The organism is Pedobacter sp. 22226, assembly GCF_052045455.1.
Taxonomy (GTDB): Bacteria; Bacteroidota; Bacteroidia; order Sphingobacteriales; family Sphingobacteriaceae; genus Pedobacter; species Pedobacter jeongneungensis.
In genome coordinates this window covers 300,144-315,659 of record NZ_JBQEPB010000005.1, presented here as the reverse complement: position 1 = coordinate 315,659, position 15,516 = coordinate 300,144, and the positions used below count along the sequence as shown (strand labels likewise).

General features: G+C 39.2%; 16 protein-coding genes. 8 read left to right on the top strand and 8 right to left on the bottom strand.

Annotated elements, in window-relative coordinates; all coding sequences use genetic code 11:
• The first annotated feature begins 134 nt into the window (after nucleotides 1–134).
• Both ACTJKC_RS13490 and ACTJKC_RS13485 read left to right on the top strand, forming a co-directional pair.
• Nucleotides 135–521, top strand: coding sequence for a DoxX family protein (locus ACTJKC_RS13490; RefSeq protein WP_440792628.1), 387 nt, complete (start codon nucleotides 135–137; stop codon nucleotides 519–521).
• A gap of 389 nt (nucleotides 522–910) precedes the next feature.
• Nucleotides 911–1,735, top strand: a complete 825-nt coding sequence (locus ACTJKC_RS13485) for an alpha/beta hydrolase family protein (protein ID WP_440792626.1) — start codon at nucleotides 911–913, stop codon at nucleotides 1,733–1,735.
• A 242-nt stretch (nucleotides 1,736–1,977) separates the two neighbouring features.
• Here the strand turns inward: ACTJKC_RS13485 and ACTJKC_RS13480 are convergent, their stop codons facing one another.
• The 6 genes from ACTJKC_RS13480 to ACTJKC_RS13455 form a co-directional block, all read right to left on the bottom strand.
• Nucleotides 1,978–3,252 (bottom strand): mechanosensitive ion channel family protein, encoded by a 1,275-nt coding sequence (locus tag ACTJKC_RS13480; protein ID WP_440792624.1) that lies wholly within the window; start codon nucleotides 3,250–3,252, stop codon nucleotides 1,978–1,980.
• Between the two features lie 287 nt (nucleotides 3,253–3,539).
• Entirely contained in the window at nucleotides 3,540–5,519 is a 1,980-nt protein-coding gene (gene ispG / locus ACTJKC_RS13475) for a (E)-4-hydroxy-3-methylbut-2-enyl-diphosphate synthase (protein WP_440792622.1), read from the bottom strand.
• Between the two features lie 339 nt (nucleotides 5,520–5,858).
• Nucleotides 5,859–6,470: an RDD family protein gene (locus ACTJKC_RS13470; protein WP_440792620.1), complete on the bottom strand. Its 612-nt coding sequence runs from the start codon at nucleotides 6,468–6,470 to the stop codon at nucleotides 5,859–5,861.
• A 95-nt stretch (nucleotides 6,471–6,565) separates the two neighbouring features.
• The gene (locus tag ACTJKC_RS13465) at nucleotides 6,566–7,552 is read right to left on the bottom strand and encodes a LiaF transmembrane domain-containing protein (RefSeq protein WP_440792619.1); all 987 of its coding nucleotides are present in this window, start codon (nucleotides 7,550–7,552) and stop codon (nucleotides 6,566–6,568) included.
• Between the two features lie 5 nt (nucleotides 7,553–7,557).
• A complete protein-coding gene (locus ACTJKC_RS13460) occupies nucleotides 7,558–8,250 on the bottom strand; it encodes a PspC domain-containing protein (RefSeq protein WP_440792617.1) in 693 nt (230 codons plus the stop codon).
• 18 nt (nucleotides 8,251–8,268) lie between these two features.
• Entirely contained in the window at nucleotides 8,269–8,958 is a 690-nt protein-coding gene (locus ACTJKC_RS13455; RefSeq protein ID WP_440792615.1) for an SDR family oxidoreductase, read from the bottom strand.
• 148 nt (nucleotides 8,959–9,106) lie between these two features.
• Here ACTJKC_RS13455 and ACTJKC_RS13450 point away from each other — a divergent pair, with 148 nt between their 5' ends.
• The 6 genes from ACTJKC_RS13450 (at nucleotide 9,107) to msrA (ending at nucleotide 13,749) form a co-directional block, all read left to right on the top strand.
• Nucleotides 9,107–9,841: an MlaE family ABC transporter permease gene (locus tag ACTJKC_RS13450; protein ID WP_344852883.1), complete on the top strand. Its 735-nt coding sequence runs from the start codon at nucleotides 9,107–9,109 to the stop codon at nucleotides 9,839–9,841.
• A complete protein-coding gene (locus ACTJKC_RS13445) occupies nucleotides 9,841–10,593 on the top strand; it encodes an ABC transporter ATP-binding protein (RefSeq protein ID WP_344852882.1) in 753 nt (250 codons plus the stop codon). The genes ACTJKC_RS13450 and ACTJKC_RS13445 overlap by 1 nt, the downstream gene beginning before the upstream one ends.
• A 23-nt stretch (nucleotides 10,594–10,616) precedes the next feature.
• Entirely contained in the window at nucleotides 10,617–10,847 is a 231-nt protein-coding gene (gene vapB / locus ACTJKC_RS13440; protein ID WP_440792612.1) for a type II toxin-antitoxin system VapB family antitoxin, read from the top strand.
• Nucleotides 10,848–10,949: 102 nt separating this feature from the next.
• Nucleotides 10,950–11,831, top strand: a complete 882-nt coding sequence (locus ACTJKC_RS13435; protein ID WP_440792610.1) for a class I SAM-dependent methyltransferase — start codon at nucleotides 10,950–10,952, stop codon at nucleotides 11,829–11,831.
• Nucleotides 11,832–11,928: 97 nt separating this feature from the next.
• A complete protein-coding gene (locus ACTJKC_RS13430) occupies nucleotides 11,929–12,978 on the top strand; it encodes a hypothetical protein (protein WP_440792608.1) in 1,050 nt (349 codons plus the stop codon).
• Nucleotides 12,979–13,206: 228 nt separating this feature from the next.
• Nucleotides 13,207–13,749 carry a peptide-methionine (S)-S-oxide reductase MsrA gene (gene msrA, locus ACTJKC_RS13425; protein ID WP_440792606.1) on the top strand — a complete coding sequence of 181 codons (543 nt, stop codon included), beginning with the start codon at nucleotides 13,207–13,209 and terminating at the stop codon, nucleotides 13,747–13,749.
• Here msrA and ACTJKC_RS13420 read toward each other — a convergent pair whose 3' ends face one another.
• Together ACTJKC_RS13420 and pnuC are read right to left on the bottom strand one after the other, a co-directional pair.
• Nucleotides 13,750–14,838 carry an acyl-CoA dehydrogenase family protein gene (locus tag ACTJKC_RS13420; RefSeq protein ID WP_440792604.1) on the bottom strand — a complete coding sequence of 363 codons (1,089 nt, stop codon included), beginning with the start codon at nucleotides 14,836–14,838 and terminating at the stop codon, nucleotides 13,750–13,752.
• A gap of 16 nt (nucleotides 14,839–14,854) precedes the next feature.
• Nucleotides 14,855–15,481, bottom strand: coding sequence for a nicotinamide riboside transporter PnuC (pnuC, locus tag ACTJKC_RS13415; protein WP_440792602.1), 627 nt, complete (start codon nucleotides 15,479–15,481; stop codon nucleotides 14,855–14,857).
• Nucleotides 15,482–15,516: the final 35 nt, after the last annotated feature.

Genomic DNA, 15,516 nt, shown 5'->3' with positions numbered 1-15,516 from the left:
CTTCCGTTATTAACTATTATCGGGATACAAAAGTAACATGGTGAAGGCATGTCACTGTCATTAACCTGTAATTTACATCAATTTAGAACGGTTTTAAATAGCGACCGTTCTAAGATTAACTTAAAATATTGAACATGATAGACAGACCAATCTACACAATTTTTCTTTGGGTTTATGCCATCTTCTATGTTTTAGCAGGATGTAACCACTTTTTATCCACTGCAGTATATTACGGTATTATGCCAAAATGGTTGCCTGTACCTGGCTTTTTAATTTACTTTTCCGGAGTACTGGAAATGGTTTTCGGCTTTTTATTGCTGTTTAAAAAGACAAGAAAGCTTGCTGCGATACTGATTATACTCATGTTGATTGCCTTTATGCCTGCGCACATCTACATGATCCAGAAGGCACCGTTTATGCTCGGATCAATAGAAATTACGCCTCTTATTGCATGGTTAAGGCTGCCTTTTCAGTTATTGTTTATCGGCTGGGCATGGTATTATTATAAAAGGACAGTTTAATGTGTTTTCTTTTTGGAAAAGCAAAACCTGCATTTCATTTTTGAGTTAGTCCCGCTATTCGTTACAATCTTTTTAAACTTCTGTCATTCTGAGCACGAAGAATCTTTTCCATCGGTTGCAGATGACAGCACATTCAGGGTAATTGCAACAAAAAGGATTTTCACTTCTATCGGGTTTGGTTAATATCGGTCTATGCTTCTATTATCGTTTTCTTCTTAAAAACCCGTCATTTCGACCGCAGCGGAGAAATCTATATCATGAGCTTAATAATTAGATTTCTCCCCCCGAATATTCGGGAATTGCACTACAATCGGAAACGATTCTCTATAAAAACACACAACAAAATTAGATTTCGTAGGTTTATATTTTATATAAATTCCTTTTAAATTATGATTACACAAAGCAATTTTAGCCTTAGCGGTTCAGACGGAAAATTAATTATCGGCGATATTACTTTTGATGAAAAAAATCCAAATACGCCCATCATACTTTTTGTTCATGGCTTTAAAGGCTTTAAAGATTGGGGCGCCCATAATTTAGTGGCCAGGTATTTTGCCAGCAATGGCTACCGTTACGTTAAGTTTAATTTATCGCATAGCGGTGTGCCGGTTAACGACCCGAAAGATGTAACCGATATGGAGGCTTTTGCCAGTAATACCGTGTCGAAAGAGCTTTTTGACGTAAATGCCGTACTCGATTTTATTGAGAAAGCTTATGGTGCCAATACCAAAGTAAATCTGATTGGCCATAGTCGCGGAGGCGGTTTATCAATTATTGAGGCTGCAAACGATTTAAGGATCAACAAACTCATTACCTGGAGCGCCATTGCCAATTTTAACAGTCTTTGGAAAAAAGAGCAGGAAGCAGAATGGAAAAAGAATGGCAAAATATTCGTTACCAATGCCCGTACTAAAGAACAGATGCCTTTAAATGTAACGTTACTGGAAGATCTGGAGGAAAATGCTGCAACATTGAATATTATTGATGCGGCAAAGCGGATCAATATTCCCTGGCTAATTATCCATGGCGATGATGATGTGAATGTGCCTTTTGAAACGGCACAAACTTTGGCTGAGGCCAACCCCGGCAGCAGATTGGTTAAAATTGAAGGTGCCAATCACGTTTATGGAGCAACACAGCCTTATACCAGCGAAACTTTGCCACCACTTTTATTTAAGGTTTGCGAAAAGGTTTTGATGTTTTTGGGGGAATAATAAAATTAATGTAAGTGATTATTACAGGGGTCTTTCAAATATAAAAACATTTTAATTTTATTGGAGCGCAAGGCCATCAGTAGCGATTAAGGGTTCTGTCCTGCTGTACACTCCAATCCTTTTGGGAATGTATTGATTTAAAAAAAATTAATCGTACCCAAAAGGGATTTCCATTTCCATCAGGGCTAGATGGAAAGGCCAGAATATTGAAAGTTAAAAAATTTGATAATGATAAAAAAATATTAATCATCCCCTCTTCTCACAAAATTACGCATATCACTTCCGCTTGGGCTTTGGAAAATCTCCAGATCAAAATAAGGTACCGCAGCCAGCAGGTGGTCAAAAATATCTGCTGCCACTTCTTCAAAACGTTTTAAGCCTTTCTCTTTCGAGAATACATAAATCTCAATAGGCAGTCCGTTTTCTGTGGCCTGTAACTGGCGCACCATAAAAGTGAGTTCCTTATTGATATGTGGATTACTTTCGAGGTATTTTTCTGCATAAACCCTAAATGTACCAATATTGGTCATGTGGCGGCCGTTAACCAGGTTGTTGGGGTTTACTGTATATTCGGCATTATATCGTTCGATAAAAGTTTGTGTTTCTCTCAGATAATCTTTCAGAAAATCTATGCTCTGCAGCCTTCCGATCAATTCCTCATCGCAGAATTTAATGCTCGAAATTTTAATGTTTATGTGGCGTTTAATCCTCCTGCCTTCGCTCTCTTCCATGGCGCGCCAGTTTTTAAACGATTCGCTTACAATGGCATAACTAGGCACAATGGTTACCGTTTTATCCCAGTTTCGTACTTTAATGGTGGTTAAATTAATCTCGGTTACTTCGCCATCGGCACCATATTTTTCAACCGTAATCCAGTCGCCTACCCTTACCAGGTCAATGGCACTCATTTGTACTGAAGCCACAAAACCCAAAATCGGATCTCTGAAAACCAATATAAAAACGGCTGTTACGGCACCAAAACCTCCAAAAACATATAATGGCGATTCGCCTAGAATAATCGACAGGATAAGCACGAAACCAACAATGTAAAATACAATTTTGGCCACCTGTTTATAACTTCTGATGGGTTTATCGGCATATTTCTTTGATGATTCCATGATCGAAACCACCGCATTTAAAAATGCATTTATAGCAAACATCACCGCCAGAACCATATAGATTTTAGCAAAAATCAAGGCATAAAAATGCCAGTTCTTAAAATAGATAAAAAGATAAGGAACTACATTATAAATAATGTAGGCACCAAATATCAGTGCAAATGCCCTGAATACCCTAAACTCGAACAATGCTTTTTGCCAGTCGGATTTAGTTTTGGCACTTTTTACCATCACAATAAAAATCTGGCGGGTTACAAAAATGGTAACAAACAAGAATAAAACAACCGCAACCAGTCCGATAAAGAAATAAGAATAAATTAGTTCGCTACCTGACAGGCCTTTACCGGCCAGCCAGTTTCTAAGTTCGTTAAACAGCAATTGAAACTCGGGAATTTTCATCACGGCAATTTAGGATTTATTGATTAGAAAAGTAAATGTAACGTGAACCGTCAACATTTAACCACAGATGAAAAGAATAAACACAGATCTTTTATTAACCAGATCATAGTCCCCGGTCTGTGTCCTTACAGAACGAAACCTACAATACGATAGTGGTGGTCTGTGGGGGCAAAGACCACGGCACCAGCTTTTCGAAACACATTTACAAAACTTAACATTCTTCGACAAGCTAAGAATGACTATACAGTAGTTTGCGGGACACAGACCACGTCTCGTATTATTAACGATTAAACCTTTTCCACCCAATTGCCATCACCTTTGATGATGTCGATCAGTTCATCCAAAGCGTAAGCTGTAGTTACATTTTTCTTTACCACTTCTTTACCGCGGTACAGGGTAATTTTATCGGGTCCGGTACCCACATAACCGTAATCTGCATCGGCCATTTCGCCGGGGCCGTTAACAATGCAACCCATAATACCAATTTTGATGCCTTTTAAATGGTCGGTACGCGAGCGGATCAGTTGCGTGGTTTCCTGCAGATCGAAAAGTGTTCTACCACAGCTTGGACAAGAGATGTATTCCGTTTTACTGATGCGGGTACGCGTAGCCTGCAAAATTCCAAAACTGGTTGAATTAATCAGCGAAAGGTTTTGACCTTGTGCATCAATCCACACGCCATCTCCAAAACCATCAGTAAGTAAGGCACCCAAATCAGTAGCGGCATAAAGCATTAAATGATCGGCATCTGCATCCTGGTAAGTTCTTTTTACTATAACCGGAATCTGGATATTGTTCTCCTGCAATGCCACAAAAAATGCTCTTTGCTCGGCCATGCCGTGCGATGCAGAAGTTTTGAGGATAAGCACAACCGTGTAATCCAATTGTGCGATTGTTTCATTGCTAAATTGTTGTGCATCAAGCTCAACAAAGTTTAAGAATTCATCTTTATGATCAGCCTCATTAAATTCTTCCAGTGAAAATAAAGGGTGACAGTTGTTTTTATCTTTCAGTTTTAACCAGGTCTGGTAATTGTACACTTGCTTTAAATTTCCGGGGAAAGAGAAAGAGGGCAAGTTATCTCCCAAATAAGCCAAATCGCAAGCCTGATCGGCCAGATTATATTTATCTAAACCTGCACTATAACTATAACCAACCGAATTTAAAAAGTAAGGATCTTTTAAATTTTCTTTCGAAACATCGATCATCACTACCGGATGGTGGTGCCCGCCGATGTGCTGTACGGGTATTGTGATACGGCGGTTGTATTCGTAAGGACTGTAAGTTTGGCGTTGAGCGTGGGGCGTAGAGCGTAGAGTAATCGACTCAAGACTTCCGACTTCTGACTTCGGACTCCTTAAAGAATATCGATCTGCCAAAGCTTTAGCTACTGGCGCTTCAAATTCAGGATCTTCGGTTAACGAAACGCGGATGGTATCGCCTAACCCATCTTCCAGCAAAGTACCAATACCCACAGCTGATTTAATACGACCATCTTCTCCATCGCCGGCTTCGGTAACGCCCAAATGCAAAGGATAATTCATCCCCTCTTTAGCCATGGTTTCTACCAGCAAACGGTAAGCTTGCACCATTACCTGGGTATTACTGGCCTTCATCGAGATGACCAGATTATAATAGTTCTGGTCTTCGCACATGCGGATAAACTCCATTGCCGATTCTACCATTCCGCGTGGGGTATCGCCGTAATGGCTCATAATCCTGTCTGAAAGTGAACCATGGTTGGTGCCAATGCGCATGGCCGTACCATACTCTTTACAGATTTTAACCAACGGGATAAACTTTTTGTAAATCCTGCTCAGTTCAGCATTATAAGCATCCTGGGTATATTCTATATTTTCGAATTTCTTTTTATCAGCGTAGTTGCCTGGGTTTACGCGTACTTTTTCTACAATACGGGCGGCCATTTCTGCGGCATTTGGCGTAAAGTGGATGTCGGCAATTAACGGAACATGATAACCACGAAAACGCAGTTCTTTTTTAATATTGGCAAGGTTTTCTGCTTCTTTAATGCTTGGCGCCGTAATACGCACATACTCGCAGCCCGATTCTACCATACGGATGGTTTGCTCTACCGTGCCCAAAGTATCCATGGTATCAGTAGTGGTCATCGATTGGATCCGGATGGGGTTGTGCCCACCTAATGCAATATCGCCGATGTTCACTTCGCGTGTTAAATACCTTGAATAAGCGGTTAAACTGTTGCAATATCCGCCTTCCAGATCATGTTTTGCCAATATATTTTCCATCTGTTTGCAAAGATAAGGATTGTTGGAATTTTTGATGTTGTAATGTTGTAATTAAATCAAACTAATGATAAAGCGATTTTTTTTTGGAAACGGAAGGGCTGTTGTGCTTGGCAAATGCAGTCCCGCTTTACGCTTTACTTCGTTGCACTTCGTGTTCGCTTCAATCGGGTTTATTTTTTAACGGTGGGTGGGTCTGGCATCATTGTACCGGCCCAGGTTTAATAAACGGGATGGAAGCGGCATACTTTGGCTGTCAGCCTGAGCGTAGTCGAAGGCCAGCCAAAGATATAGCGAACAGCCCGGCTAACGAAAATAGTTGTAATATCCCTGCTTTTCTACTTAAATCAATCTGTCTTTTATCACCAAAGTATTGGCGGCAATATCATGCCAGCATTGGTTTTTCTTGTTTACAAAACTGTACAGGTAGCCAAAAAAGACAGGAATAACGGATAAAACTTTAGAAAAATTCCTGATCAGGGAAATTCCAAAAGAAACCCGGCTCCCCTCTAAATCGGTTACTTTAATGTTGAGCAGTTTCTTGCCTATTGTTGCCTGGCTTTTAGATGCTTCGGCAATGCTTCCATAAATGAGTTTAATAATAAATATCGACGGAAAAGGAACCATAAAAGTCATTATCCGCTGGTCTTTTCCGTCTATAAAAATATAACTGATTAAAATAATGATGGTGTAAAACCCAAAAATAATAAAATGATCGATTACCGTAGCCAGCAAACGCTGATCGAAAGCGGCAAAATACTGAGGCGCGGTTTTTTGATAGCTAAAACCCAAAAGCTCACGCAATTCTGGCATTGCGTGAGCTTCTTTATAATCGTCCATGCCGGGTTTCCGTACAAAAGTATTTGCACTGATGTTTAAATCTTTTAATTCGGCTAAACTATACGGACCTTGTGGCTTACCATTAATTACTACTGTGTATTGATCGGGATTCATTAGGATAGTTTGGAATTTAAGATTGCAGGATCAGCGTTTTATAAATTTAGATCGGATAAAGCCTTAAGCCCTCTACCTTACAACCTTCAACCTCTCTAATACCTGCTCACTTCAAAGTTACTCAATCCGCCGTCTAAACTGATAAAGATTTTTTTGGTTGAGGTTTTATAGTTAGAAGTTTCGTAAACGCCATCGCTAAGTTTCTCAAATCCGTCGAAATCTTTTGCAGATAAACCTGTTTTGGTTTTAATCCTGCAGCCCGAATTGGCAGGCACTTTAATTTTAACATCAGCCACTCCCGATTTTACCACCACATCGGTAATCGGCAATAAATCTCCCATTTTAATATCTAAAGCTGCGGCACCACCATCAAAACGGAACGTACGTACTTTATAGGGAGAAAAATCGAAGTTAGCTTCGCCGGCGCCAAGCTTCATCAGCACATCCCAGGTAGCAGTTTTGTTTAACTTAAAGTTTACATCGTTACCGTTATCGCCAAAATTCCATTTACTTTTCCTGTCTTCCATTGCAAAAGTCAGCACGGTTGCAGAATCGGTAACCAGTTTTTTCAGAGAGAAATTACCATGCCTTTTTCTGATATCGGCATCAATTAACGAAGCCGTTTCGCCATCAAGGTTAAATGAAATGCCTCCGCCGGAAATATTCAGCACTGTTTTTTTGGTATTATCGGCCGCCACAAAAGGCTCTGTTAAATTTAACTGGTTATATGAAGAATCCTTGTCGTCATCACTGTCGTTATCATCATCGCCATCGTTATGATCGATATTAACATCGATGTCTTTTTTAAAATTTCGTCCCCACCAGCTGCTATGTTCCGGAACTTGCTGACCTCTGTAAAAAAGAAAAGATAAGGCGATTACAAGCACCCCGATGGAAATTATGCTACCGGTTTGCGAATTGTTTCTGTTAAAAAGGATATTTAAACCTGCAATAATTAAAAATACAGGCCAAAAGCTCCAAACGTTACGCCAATAAAAATTGATAACGCCAAAATTTTCGAGTAGAAGTACACCGCCAATAAAAAGCAGGATGATACCCCATATTAATCTATCTAGTTTCATTTTATTTATACTTGAGGGTTAGCGGGTGTTGATTGATCATCTTTATTTACAGGGGTTACCGGCTCACTTTCTACAACAGTTTCAGTAAAATCAGCTGTTTTTTTCTGTTCTGCCTCTTGCTGGTTCTGAAAAGCTGCCCAGTCGTTTTTTCTTTTTGATTTGGCAATAATACTAATACCCAAGGCAATAAATATTAAAGGCCACATGTACCTGAATAAATTGCGGATACTAAACCAATCAGGAATAAAATCCATTTCGCGCATCAGGAAAAAACATCCGATTACCAGAAGCAATAAGCCTCCTATGGTGCGCCCGGTATCATTCGGTTTATTGAATTTGCTAAAATCAGGTTGCGTTTCAAATGGTGTTTTCTGCGTAGCATCTACCGGCTGTGTCCAGTTTGGTGTTGCACCGGTATTCGCTGCAAAGGGATCAGGATTGCCAAAAGGATTTGTGCCCGGATTATTCTTATTAAAATAATCGTTAAATTTTGAGAATTTTGCAGCCGGATCATTATTAACCGGAACAATAATCCACATAATAATATAGGCTATTAAGCCAGCGCCAGCCATAAAGATGGCCGATAATGCAAACAATAATCTGATTATGGTAACCTCCACCTGCATGTAATCTGCAAGTCCCGAAGCTACACCGGCAATCATCTTATCGTGTTCGTTTCTAAAAAGCTTCTTTTCCATAACGTTGTTCATTTTGTGTTAAAAATCGAGCGGGGTAATTAAAACCTCATCTACGTTTACACCTTTACTTAAGTTTAAAATGGTGAATAAAGTTTCGGCAATGTCCTCAGGCTGTACAAATTTTTCATCGGGGATTGTTGTTCCTTCCCACGATGAGGTTTTGGTAGAACCAGGTAAAAAAGCTGTAACTTTAACGTTGTGAGGGGCTAACTCTTGCCGCAATACATGATTAAGACTTAACATCGCTGCTTTTGTTACACTATAACTGCCACCATTTTTTACAGGTGCTTTACTGGCCACCGAACAGATGTTGAATATATGGCCCTGCTTCGCTGAACGCATTTTTTTGCCAAAAAACTTACTGGTATAATAACCGGCATTGAGGTTTAAATGCTGTTGTTTTTCGAAAGTTTCGTCAGCCTCATCCAATAAGCTGCCGGGTAAAAAAATGCCCACATTATTTACTAAAACTGTTACATTGCTGAAATCAATAACCGTCGAATTTAAAAAGGCATAAACTTCTTCTTTAACCGAACAATCGGCCTGATGGATAACAACAGCATTCCTGTAAGGGGTTAATTCATGTTTTAAAGCGTTTAAATCATCCTCACCCCTGGCTACTAAAATTAAATCGTATCCGTTTTGTGCCAGTTTTAGCGCTATAGCCCTTCCAATTCCTTTAGTTGCCCCTGTTATTACAGCTTTCATGTTTTGTGGTTTAATTTTTGTTGACAAAAAACCATATTTATATTCAAAACCACGAATATTTTTGCAATTAGCAAAGAGCGACAACTTTTTTATCGTTTCTTTGTAGTAGTATAAGAATGATCATTTAAATTAAGCAAATACATACGGAATGAATTTTACCAATTTCGGCAGATACATCCTGCTACTCAAGTCTGTATTCAGAAGGCCGGAAAAACTGAAAATATACCTTAAAGAAATCGCCAAACAGATGGATTATGTGGGTGTGGGTTCTTTAGGACTGATTGCCATTATCTCTACCTTTATTGGCGCGGTAATGACTTTACAAATTGCTTTCCAGCTGGTTAGCGATTTTATTCCGAAAACCATTATTGGTTCAGTAAACCGCGATTCGAGTATTCTGGAGTTAAGTCCAACCATCAGTGCAATTGTACTGGCCGGAAAAATAGGCTCGGCCATTTCATCAGAAATTGGTTCTATGCGTGTTACCGAGCAGATTGATGCTTTAGAAATTATGGGTATTAATGCACCGGGTTATTTAATTCTGCCAAAAATTATTTCAGGGATTACCATGGTGCCCATGCTGGTAATCATTTCTATGTTCTTAAGTATTACCGGTGGTTATATTGGTGGTTCAGTATCGGGAGCAGTTACCCCGGCAGAGTATATTCAGGGTATTACAACTGATTTTAACCCCTACACCATTGTGGTGGCACTTGTAAAGGCATTTGTATTCGGTTTTATCATTACATCAGTTCCGGCATACGAAGGATTCTATGTTCGTGGTGGTGCTTTAGAGGTTTCTCAAGCCAGTACAAGGGCTGTTGTAATTAGCTGTATTTCTATTTTAGCTTGCGATTATATCGTGACCCAATTGTTATTGTAATGATCGAAATTAAAGATATTCATAAATCATTCTCAGGAAATGAGGTATTAAAAGGCATTTCCGGTAAGTTTGAAGAAGGCGTAACCAATTTAATTATTGGTGGTTCGGGCTCAGGAAAAACAACCCTGCTTAAATGTATGGTGGGTTTACACCAGCCTGATTCGGGTTCGGTACTGTACGATGGCCGTGATTTTACTCCGATGACCTACGAGCAACGTATCGAAGTACGTAAAGAAATTGGTATGCTTTTTCAGGGATCTGCCCTGTTTGATAGTATGACCGTTGAAGAAAACATCATGTTTCCTTTAAATATGTTTACCGATCAAAGCCGAAAAGAAAAACTGGAAAGGGTTGATTTTTGCCTGGAGCGTGTTAACCTTGCCGGTAAAAACAAGTTATTCCCTGCCGAACTATCCGGAGGTATGAAAAAACGTGTAGGTATTGCCCGTGCCATTTCTATGAATCCGAAGTACCTGTTCTGTGATGAACCCAACTCTGGTTTGGATCCAAAAACTTCGATCGTTATTGATGAGCTGATCCAGGAAATTACCGAAGAATATAAAACCACCACCATTGTGGTAACGCATGATATGAACTCGGTAATGGGTATTGGCGATTATATCCTCTTCCTGCACGAAGGAAAGAAATTCTGGGAAGGCAGCAATAAAGAAATTGCACACACCGATATTAAAGAATTAAACGATTTCGTATTCGCCAGCCGTTTCATGAAAGCAGCAAAAGATAAGTTTTAATAAAATTCTTATATTTGTTAATTATGACTACGGCTACAAAAAATATCATTCACAAATTAGAAACCTTACCAGAAAATATGGTAAATGAGGTAGAAGATTTTATTGATTTTTTACAAGCTAAACATGTCAAAAGCTTTCCTGAATTGGCGAGTGAAAAAATAAATATTATTGAAGAGCCAAAAAGCTTATATGGTGCTGCAAAAGGCTTATTTATCATCCCTAAAGATTTTAATGCCCCATTAGATTTTAAATAAAATAAATAAATCGTCATTGCGAGGCACGAAGCAATCTATTCTATACATCTACCGCATTAAGATTGCTTCGTGCCTCGCAATGACGAACTACACAAATAATAAATGATACAATTACTTGCCCCAACACACTGGAAAGATTACGAACTGATTGATTGCGGGGATTTTGAAAAATTAGAACGTTTTGGAAATGTAACTCTTATCCGCCCTGAACCGCAGGCCGTATGGAAAAAAACATATTCAGAACAGGACTGGAAAAAAACAGCAAACATAACTTTCAGAGGCCGTTCTGCTACTTCGGGCGAATGGGTAAAGAAAAATCAATCTATTCCGGATCGCTGGCATGTAGAATATAAAAATGATGAAGTGGCCATTAAGCTTCGTTTAGGCTTAACTTCTTTTAAACATGTAGGCGTATTCCCGGAGCAGGCCGTAAACTGGGATTTTATCTCATCATCAATTAAAAAATTTAAAACACCGCAGCCAAAGGTGTTAAATCTCTTTGCCTATACCGGAGCAGCATCATTAATTGCTAACGCAGCTGGTGCAGAAACTACCCATGTTGATTCTATTAAACAGGTGGTTACCTGGGCAAACGAAAACCAGGAACTTTCTGGCTTAAAAGATACCCGCTGGATGGTTGAAGATGCCTTGAAGTTTGTAAAGAAAGAACTGAAAAGAGGCAAAAAATACAATGGAATCATTTTAGACCCGCCAGCATACGGCCATGGACCAAATGGCGAAAAGTGGAAACTGGAAGATCATATCCAGGAAATGATGCAGGATGTTGTACAGTTACTGGATGAAAAGGAACATTTCCTGATCTTAAATACCTACTCCCTTGGTTTTTCTTCGGTAATTGTCGAAAATCTAATCCGCACTTCTTTCCCGGCAGTTCAAAACCTCGAAACCGGAGAGCTTTTTTTACAGGCTACTTCTGGCATTAAATTACCATTAGGTGTTTTTGGTAAATTCTGCAATGTGTAAATGTTAATTACTTTATTTTAAACTATCAGATTTCCGACCTACTTTCATCCACAACAGAACCGGAAACTGTCTAAATTTTAAATCATCTAATAAATCTATGAAATTCCCTCAATTAGCAGGCACCCTAATACTTGGTTTTGCCGCAATCAGCTTGTTCGCCAACTGTAATTCAGACGGTAAAAGCGGCAGCGGCGTTGGTAAAATCTTCTCATCTGATACCACTAAAAAGAAAACCGACTCAACAGCAAATGTAATGAAACCTGTTGATCCGAAACTTTACGATTCGTTGGTAAAAAAACTGGCCAATGGAGATACAACCGGAAAATGGCCGGTAAAAAAACAGCCATATCCTTTGGCCGGAGCCATTCTGCCATTTAAACGCATTGTGGTTTATTATGGAAACCTGCACTCAAAAAAAATGGGTGCTTTGGGCGAATATGCACCAAAAGAAATGTGGCAACGCCTGAATGCCGAAGTTAAACATTGGGAAAAAGCCGATCCAACTACACCGGTACAACCGGGCTTGCATTATATTGCAGCTGTGGCAAGCGGAACACCTGGAAAAGATGGAAAATACATTAACAGAATGGGCAATAAACAGATCGATTCTGTTTTAACCATTGCTAAAATGCAACCAAATACCATTGTATTTTTAGATCTTCAGGTAGCTTTAAGCACCATTAAGGCTGAGTTGCCCCATATTGAAAAATACCTTGAACTGCCTTACGTTCATTTAGGTATTGATCCTGAATTTTCGATGAAAGATGGTTCATTGCCAGGAAAAAAGATCGGTACATACGATGCTGCAGATGTAAATTATGTAACTCAATACCTTGCTGATATTGTTAAAAAACATAACCTGCCTCCAAAAGTATTTGTATTGCACCGTTTTACAAAGAAAATGGTAACCAACTCTGCAAGTATCAAGCTTCGTCCGGAAGTACAGGTAGTGGTGCACATGGATGGATGGGGCGAGCCTGAATTGAAAAAAGGAACCTACCGCCATTTTGTACAGGGAGAGCCGGTTCAGTTTACAGGTTTTAAACTGTTTTACAAAAACGACCTTAAAAAAGATCCTAAACGCCTGATGACACCAGAAGAGCTTTTAAAGCTTACCCCAAAACCGATATATATTCAATATCAATAACATAACAAACGCCTCCGAAATAAATCGGAGGCGTTTTTTTTAGATATATTTTTGAACAGAAAAAGGTTTATAGTTTGCACTATACTGTATAAATACTATATTGATCCTCTGTAAGTCAAACATTTACAACTTAAAGGAATAATTAGTCGTTAATCCAAACTTTCGATCTCAAAAAAGCGTTTTTTTAACAGATTACAAAAGTTGGGACAGATTTTATATAAGTAGGATATGCAAACAGCAACATTTGGCGGAGGCTGCTTTTGGTGCACCGAAGCCGTATTTCAGACGTTAAATGGCGTAAGCCAGGTAACATCAGGCTATATGGGAGGAGAATTAAAACATCCAACTTATATGGAGGTGTGTAATGGAGATACCGGCCATGCCGAAGTAGTTCAGATCAGCTTTGATGAGGAAGTTATATCCTTCAATACGCTTTTACTGGTATTCTTTAAAACCCATACCCCAACAACCTTAAACAGGCAGGGAAATGATATTGGTACACAATACCGTTCTGTAATTTTTTACGAAAATGAAGAACAGAAAAAGCAGGCCGGGCAAATGATTAGCGACCTTACGCATGAGCAGGTTTTCGATAAACCCATCATTACCGAAATTAGTCCGGCAACGGAGTTTTATGAAGCTGAAGATTATCATCAGAACTATTTTAGCGACAACCAGGGCAAGCCATACTGTGCCTTTGTGATTCAGCCAAAACTAAATAAGTTTGCCAAAGATTTTCAGGATAAAATCAGGCCTGAACTTCTGGAATAATTAAATTTCGAAGGTAAGCAAGGCGTGCTGGCTGGCCGTATGGAGATCACGCCAAACACGGTTAATTTCTGACTCTTTTTTGGCCGCTTCTAAACCACAGTAAGGAAACAATCTGGCTGCCGTTCTCCAACAGGCATGTGCCAGTTTACGGCTGATCGAACTTACTTCTGTTAATGTATTTTCCTCAATCTTATTATTATTAATCAGCTGATTCCAGGATGCATCAAAAATGCTGTAAAATTTCGCCCGCAGATTTTGGATTTCTTCCTTACAGCTACTGAGTTCGTTTGTAAAAAACAAAACCTGCTCATCAGTATATCTTTTTAATCCTGTACGTACGTAAAAGGCATCTTCAACCAGTTTAATAAAATGATTGGTCATACCTAAGCTATTTACCGTTAAAGTGGTTTCTGCCAGCTGTAAAAAAGGATAATCAAAACCAGCATCTGCAACTTCAATATGCTGATTGATTTGAAAAGTCCGGTTTTCAGGAACATTTAAATTTTTCACTTCAAAGGCATGGCTTCCGGTTGCAATTAAACCAAAATAAGACCAGCCGGGCAGAATATTTACTTCTTCTTTTGTAAGGATAAATGATCGGATTTCGGGCGTGCCGTTTTCATCCAAAATATCTTCGCCGTTTTCATCTTTTAGCGTACAGTTTGCGGTAAATATGGTTGCATGTAAAGCACCACTGGCATAATTCCATTTACCTTTTAACAGATACCCTGTTTTGGTTTTTACAGCCACTCCGCCAATTGCCCCACTTCCTGCAAAACAAACTTCACGGTCGGCGAAAATTTCTGTAGCCAATTCAGGATTTAAAAATCCTGCAAACCAGCCCGCACCTGCACATAAAGTAACCGTCCAGCCCAAACTTCCATCGGCTTCTGCCAGTTCTTCTTCTAACCTTAAAATTTCAGGGAGTTTTTTGCCTGGCCCGCCATAAACTCCGGGCACAAAAAGCTTAAACCAGTTTTCCTGATAGGCAAGTTCTAAAATTTCGGGATGAAGTTTCCCCATTTCTTCCGAAAGTGCCGCATAAGTTTTTACCTTTTCCTGCCAGGTGGTGGTTAATGTATCTTGCATGATGATATTTTTGCTGCTACGATTGAGCTGGTTTAAACCTGGTTTTACTGATGATTTTCTTCCAGTCAAAAAATCCAAAAATGGCAACTACAAATAAAAATGTAGTTAAACAGGCCATAAGCGGGAGTTTTTTATGAAAAAGTAGCGGAATGGCCACAATGTTTGAGATATTTAGAAAAATCCAGTTCTCTATTTTCCGTTTTGCTAATAACCACATCCCTGCCCAGGCCGTAGCAGAAACAAATGCATCGAATAAAGGAACGTCAGAATCAGTATAATGCCTTAATACAAGGTAAAGCAGCCCAAAACCAATAACTGAAATTAATACAGCTATGGTTAATTCATTACTACTGGACCACGACACCTGGTTTTCGCCATCCTGCTTTCTTTTTTTCCAGATTACCCAACCATAAACACTCATTACCAGATAATAAATACTCAGCAGCGTTTCTGCATATAACTTTACGTTCAGCAATAAAAACATCGATAGTAAAATGGAAATTATGCCTGTTGGGTAAAGCCAGATACTGTTCTTTTTGGCCAATAGCACTTCTGCAACCCCAAAGCCAACGGCAAACCATTCGATTAAAGAAGTATGTACAATCTGCTCCTGAAAAAGCTTAAACCAATCCTGAAAATCCATTTACGATAAAAATTTGAAAACTGTTTTCAGGGCGA

Coding starts and splice junctions, on each gene's coding strand:
- ACTJKC_RS13490 (WP_440792628.1), top strand. CDS start 135: ATGATAGACAGACCAATCTACACAATTTTTCTTTGGGTTTATGCCATC.
- ACTJKC_RS13485 (WP_440792626.1), top strand. CDS start 911: ATGATTACACAAAGCAATTTTAGCCTTAGCGGTTCAGACGGAAAATTA.
- ACTJKC_RS13480 (WP_440792624.1), bottom strand. CDS start 3,252: ATGAAAATTCCCGAGTTTCAATTGCTGTTTAACGAACTTAGAAACTGG.
- ispG (WP_440792622.1), bottom strand. CDS start 5,519: ATGGAAAATATATTGGCAAAACATGATCTGGAAGGCGGATATTGCAAC.
- ACTJKC_RS13470 (WP_440792620.1), bottom strand. CDS start 6,470: ATGAATCCCGATCAATACACAGTAGTAATTAATGGTAAGCCACAAGGT.
- ACTJKC_RS13465 (WP_440792619.1), bottom strand. CDS start 7,552: ATGAAACTAGATAGATTAATATGGGGTATCATCCTGCTTTTTATTGGC.
- ACTJKC_RS13460 (WP_440792617.1), bottom strand. CDS start 8,250: ATGGAAAAGAAGCTTTTTAGAAACGAACACGATAAGATGATTGCCGGT.
- ACTJKC_RS13455 (WP_440792615.1), bottom strand. CDS start 8,958: ATGAAAGCTGTAATAACAGGGGCAACTAAAGGAATTGGAAGGGCTATA.
- ACTJKC_RS13450 (WP_344852883.1), top strand. CDS start 9,107: ATGAATTTTACCAATTTCGGCAGATACATCCTGCTACTCAAGTCTGTA.
- ACTJKC_RS13445 (WP_344852882.1), top strand. CDS start 9,841: ATGATCGAAATTAAAGATATTCATAAATCATTCTCAGGAAATGAGGTA.
- vapB (WP_440792612.1), top strand. CDS start 10,617: ATGACTACGGCTACAAAAAATATCATTCACAAATTAGAAACCTTACCA.
- ACTJKC_RS13435 (WP_440792610.1), top strand. CDS start 10,950: ATGATACAATTACTTGCCCCAACACACTGGAAAGATTACGAACTGATT.
- ACTJKC_RS13430 (WP_440792608.1), top strand. CDS start 11,929: ATGAAATTCCCTCAATTAGCAGGCACCCTAATACTTGGTTTTGCCGCA.
- msrA (WP_440792606.1), top strand. CDS start 13,207: ATGCAAACAGCAACATTTGGCGGAGGCTGCTTTTGGTGCACCGAAGCC.
- ACTJKC_RS13420 (WP_440792604.1), bottom strand. CDS start 14,838: ATGCAAGATACATTAACCACCACCTGGCAGGAAAAGGTAAAAACTTAT.
- pnuC (WP_440792602.1), bottom strand. CDS start 15,481: ATGGATTTTCAGGATTGGTTTAAGCTTTTTCAGGAGCAGATTGTACAT.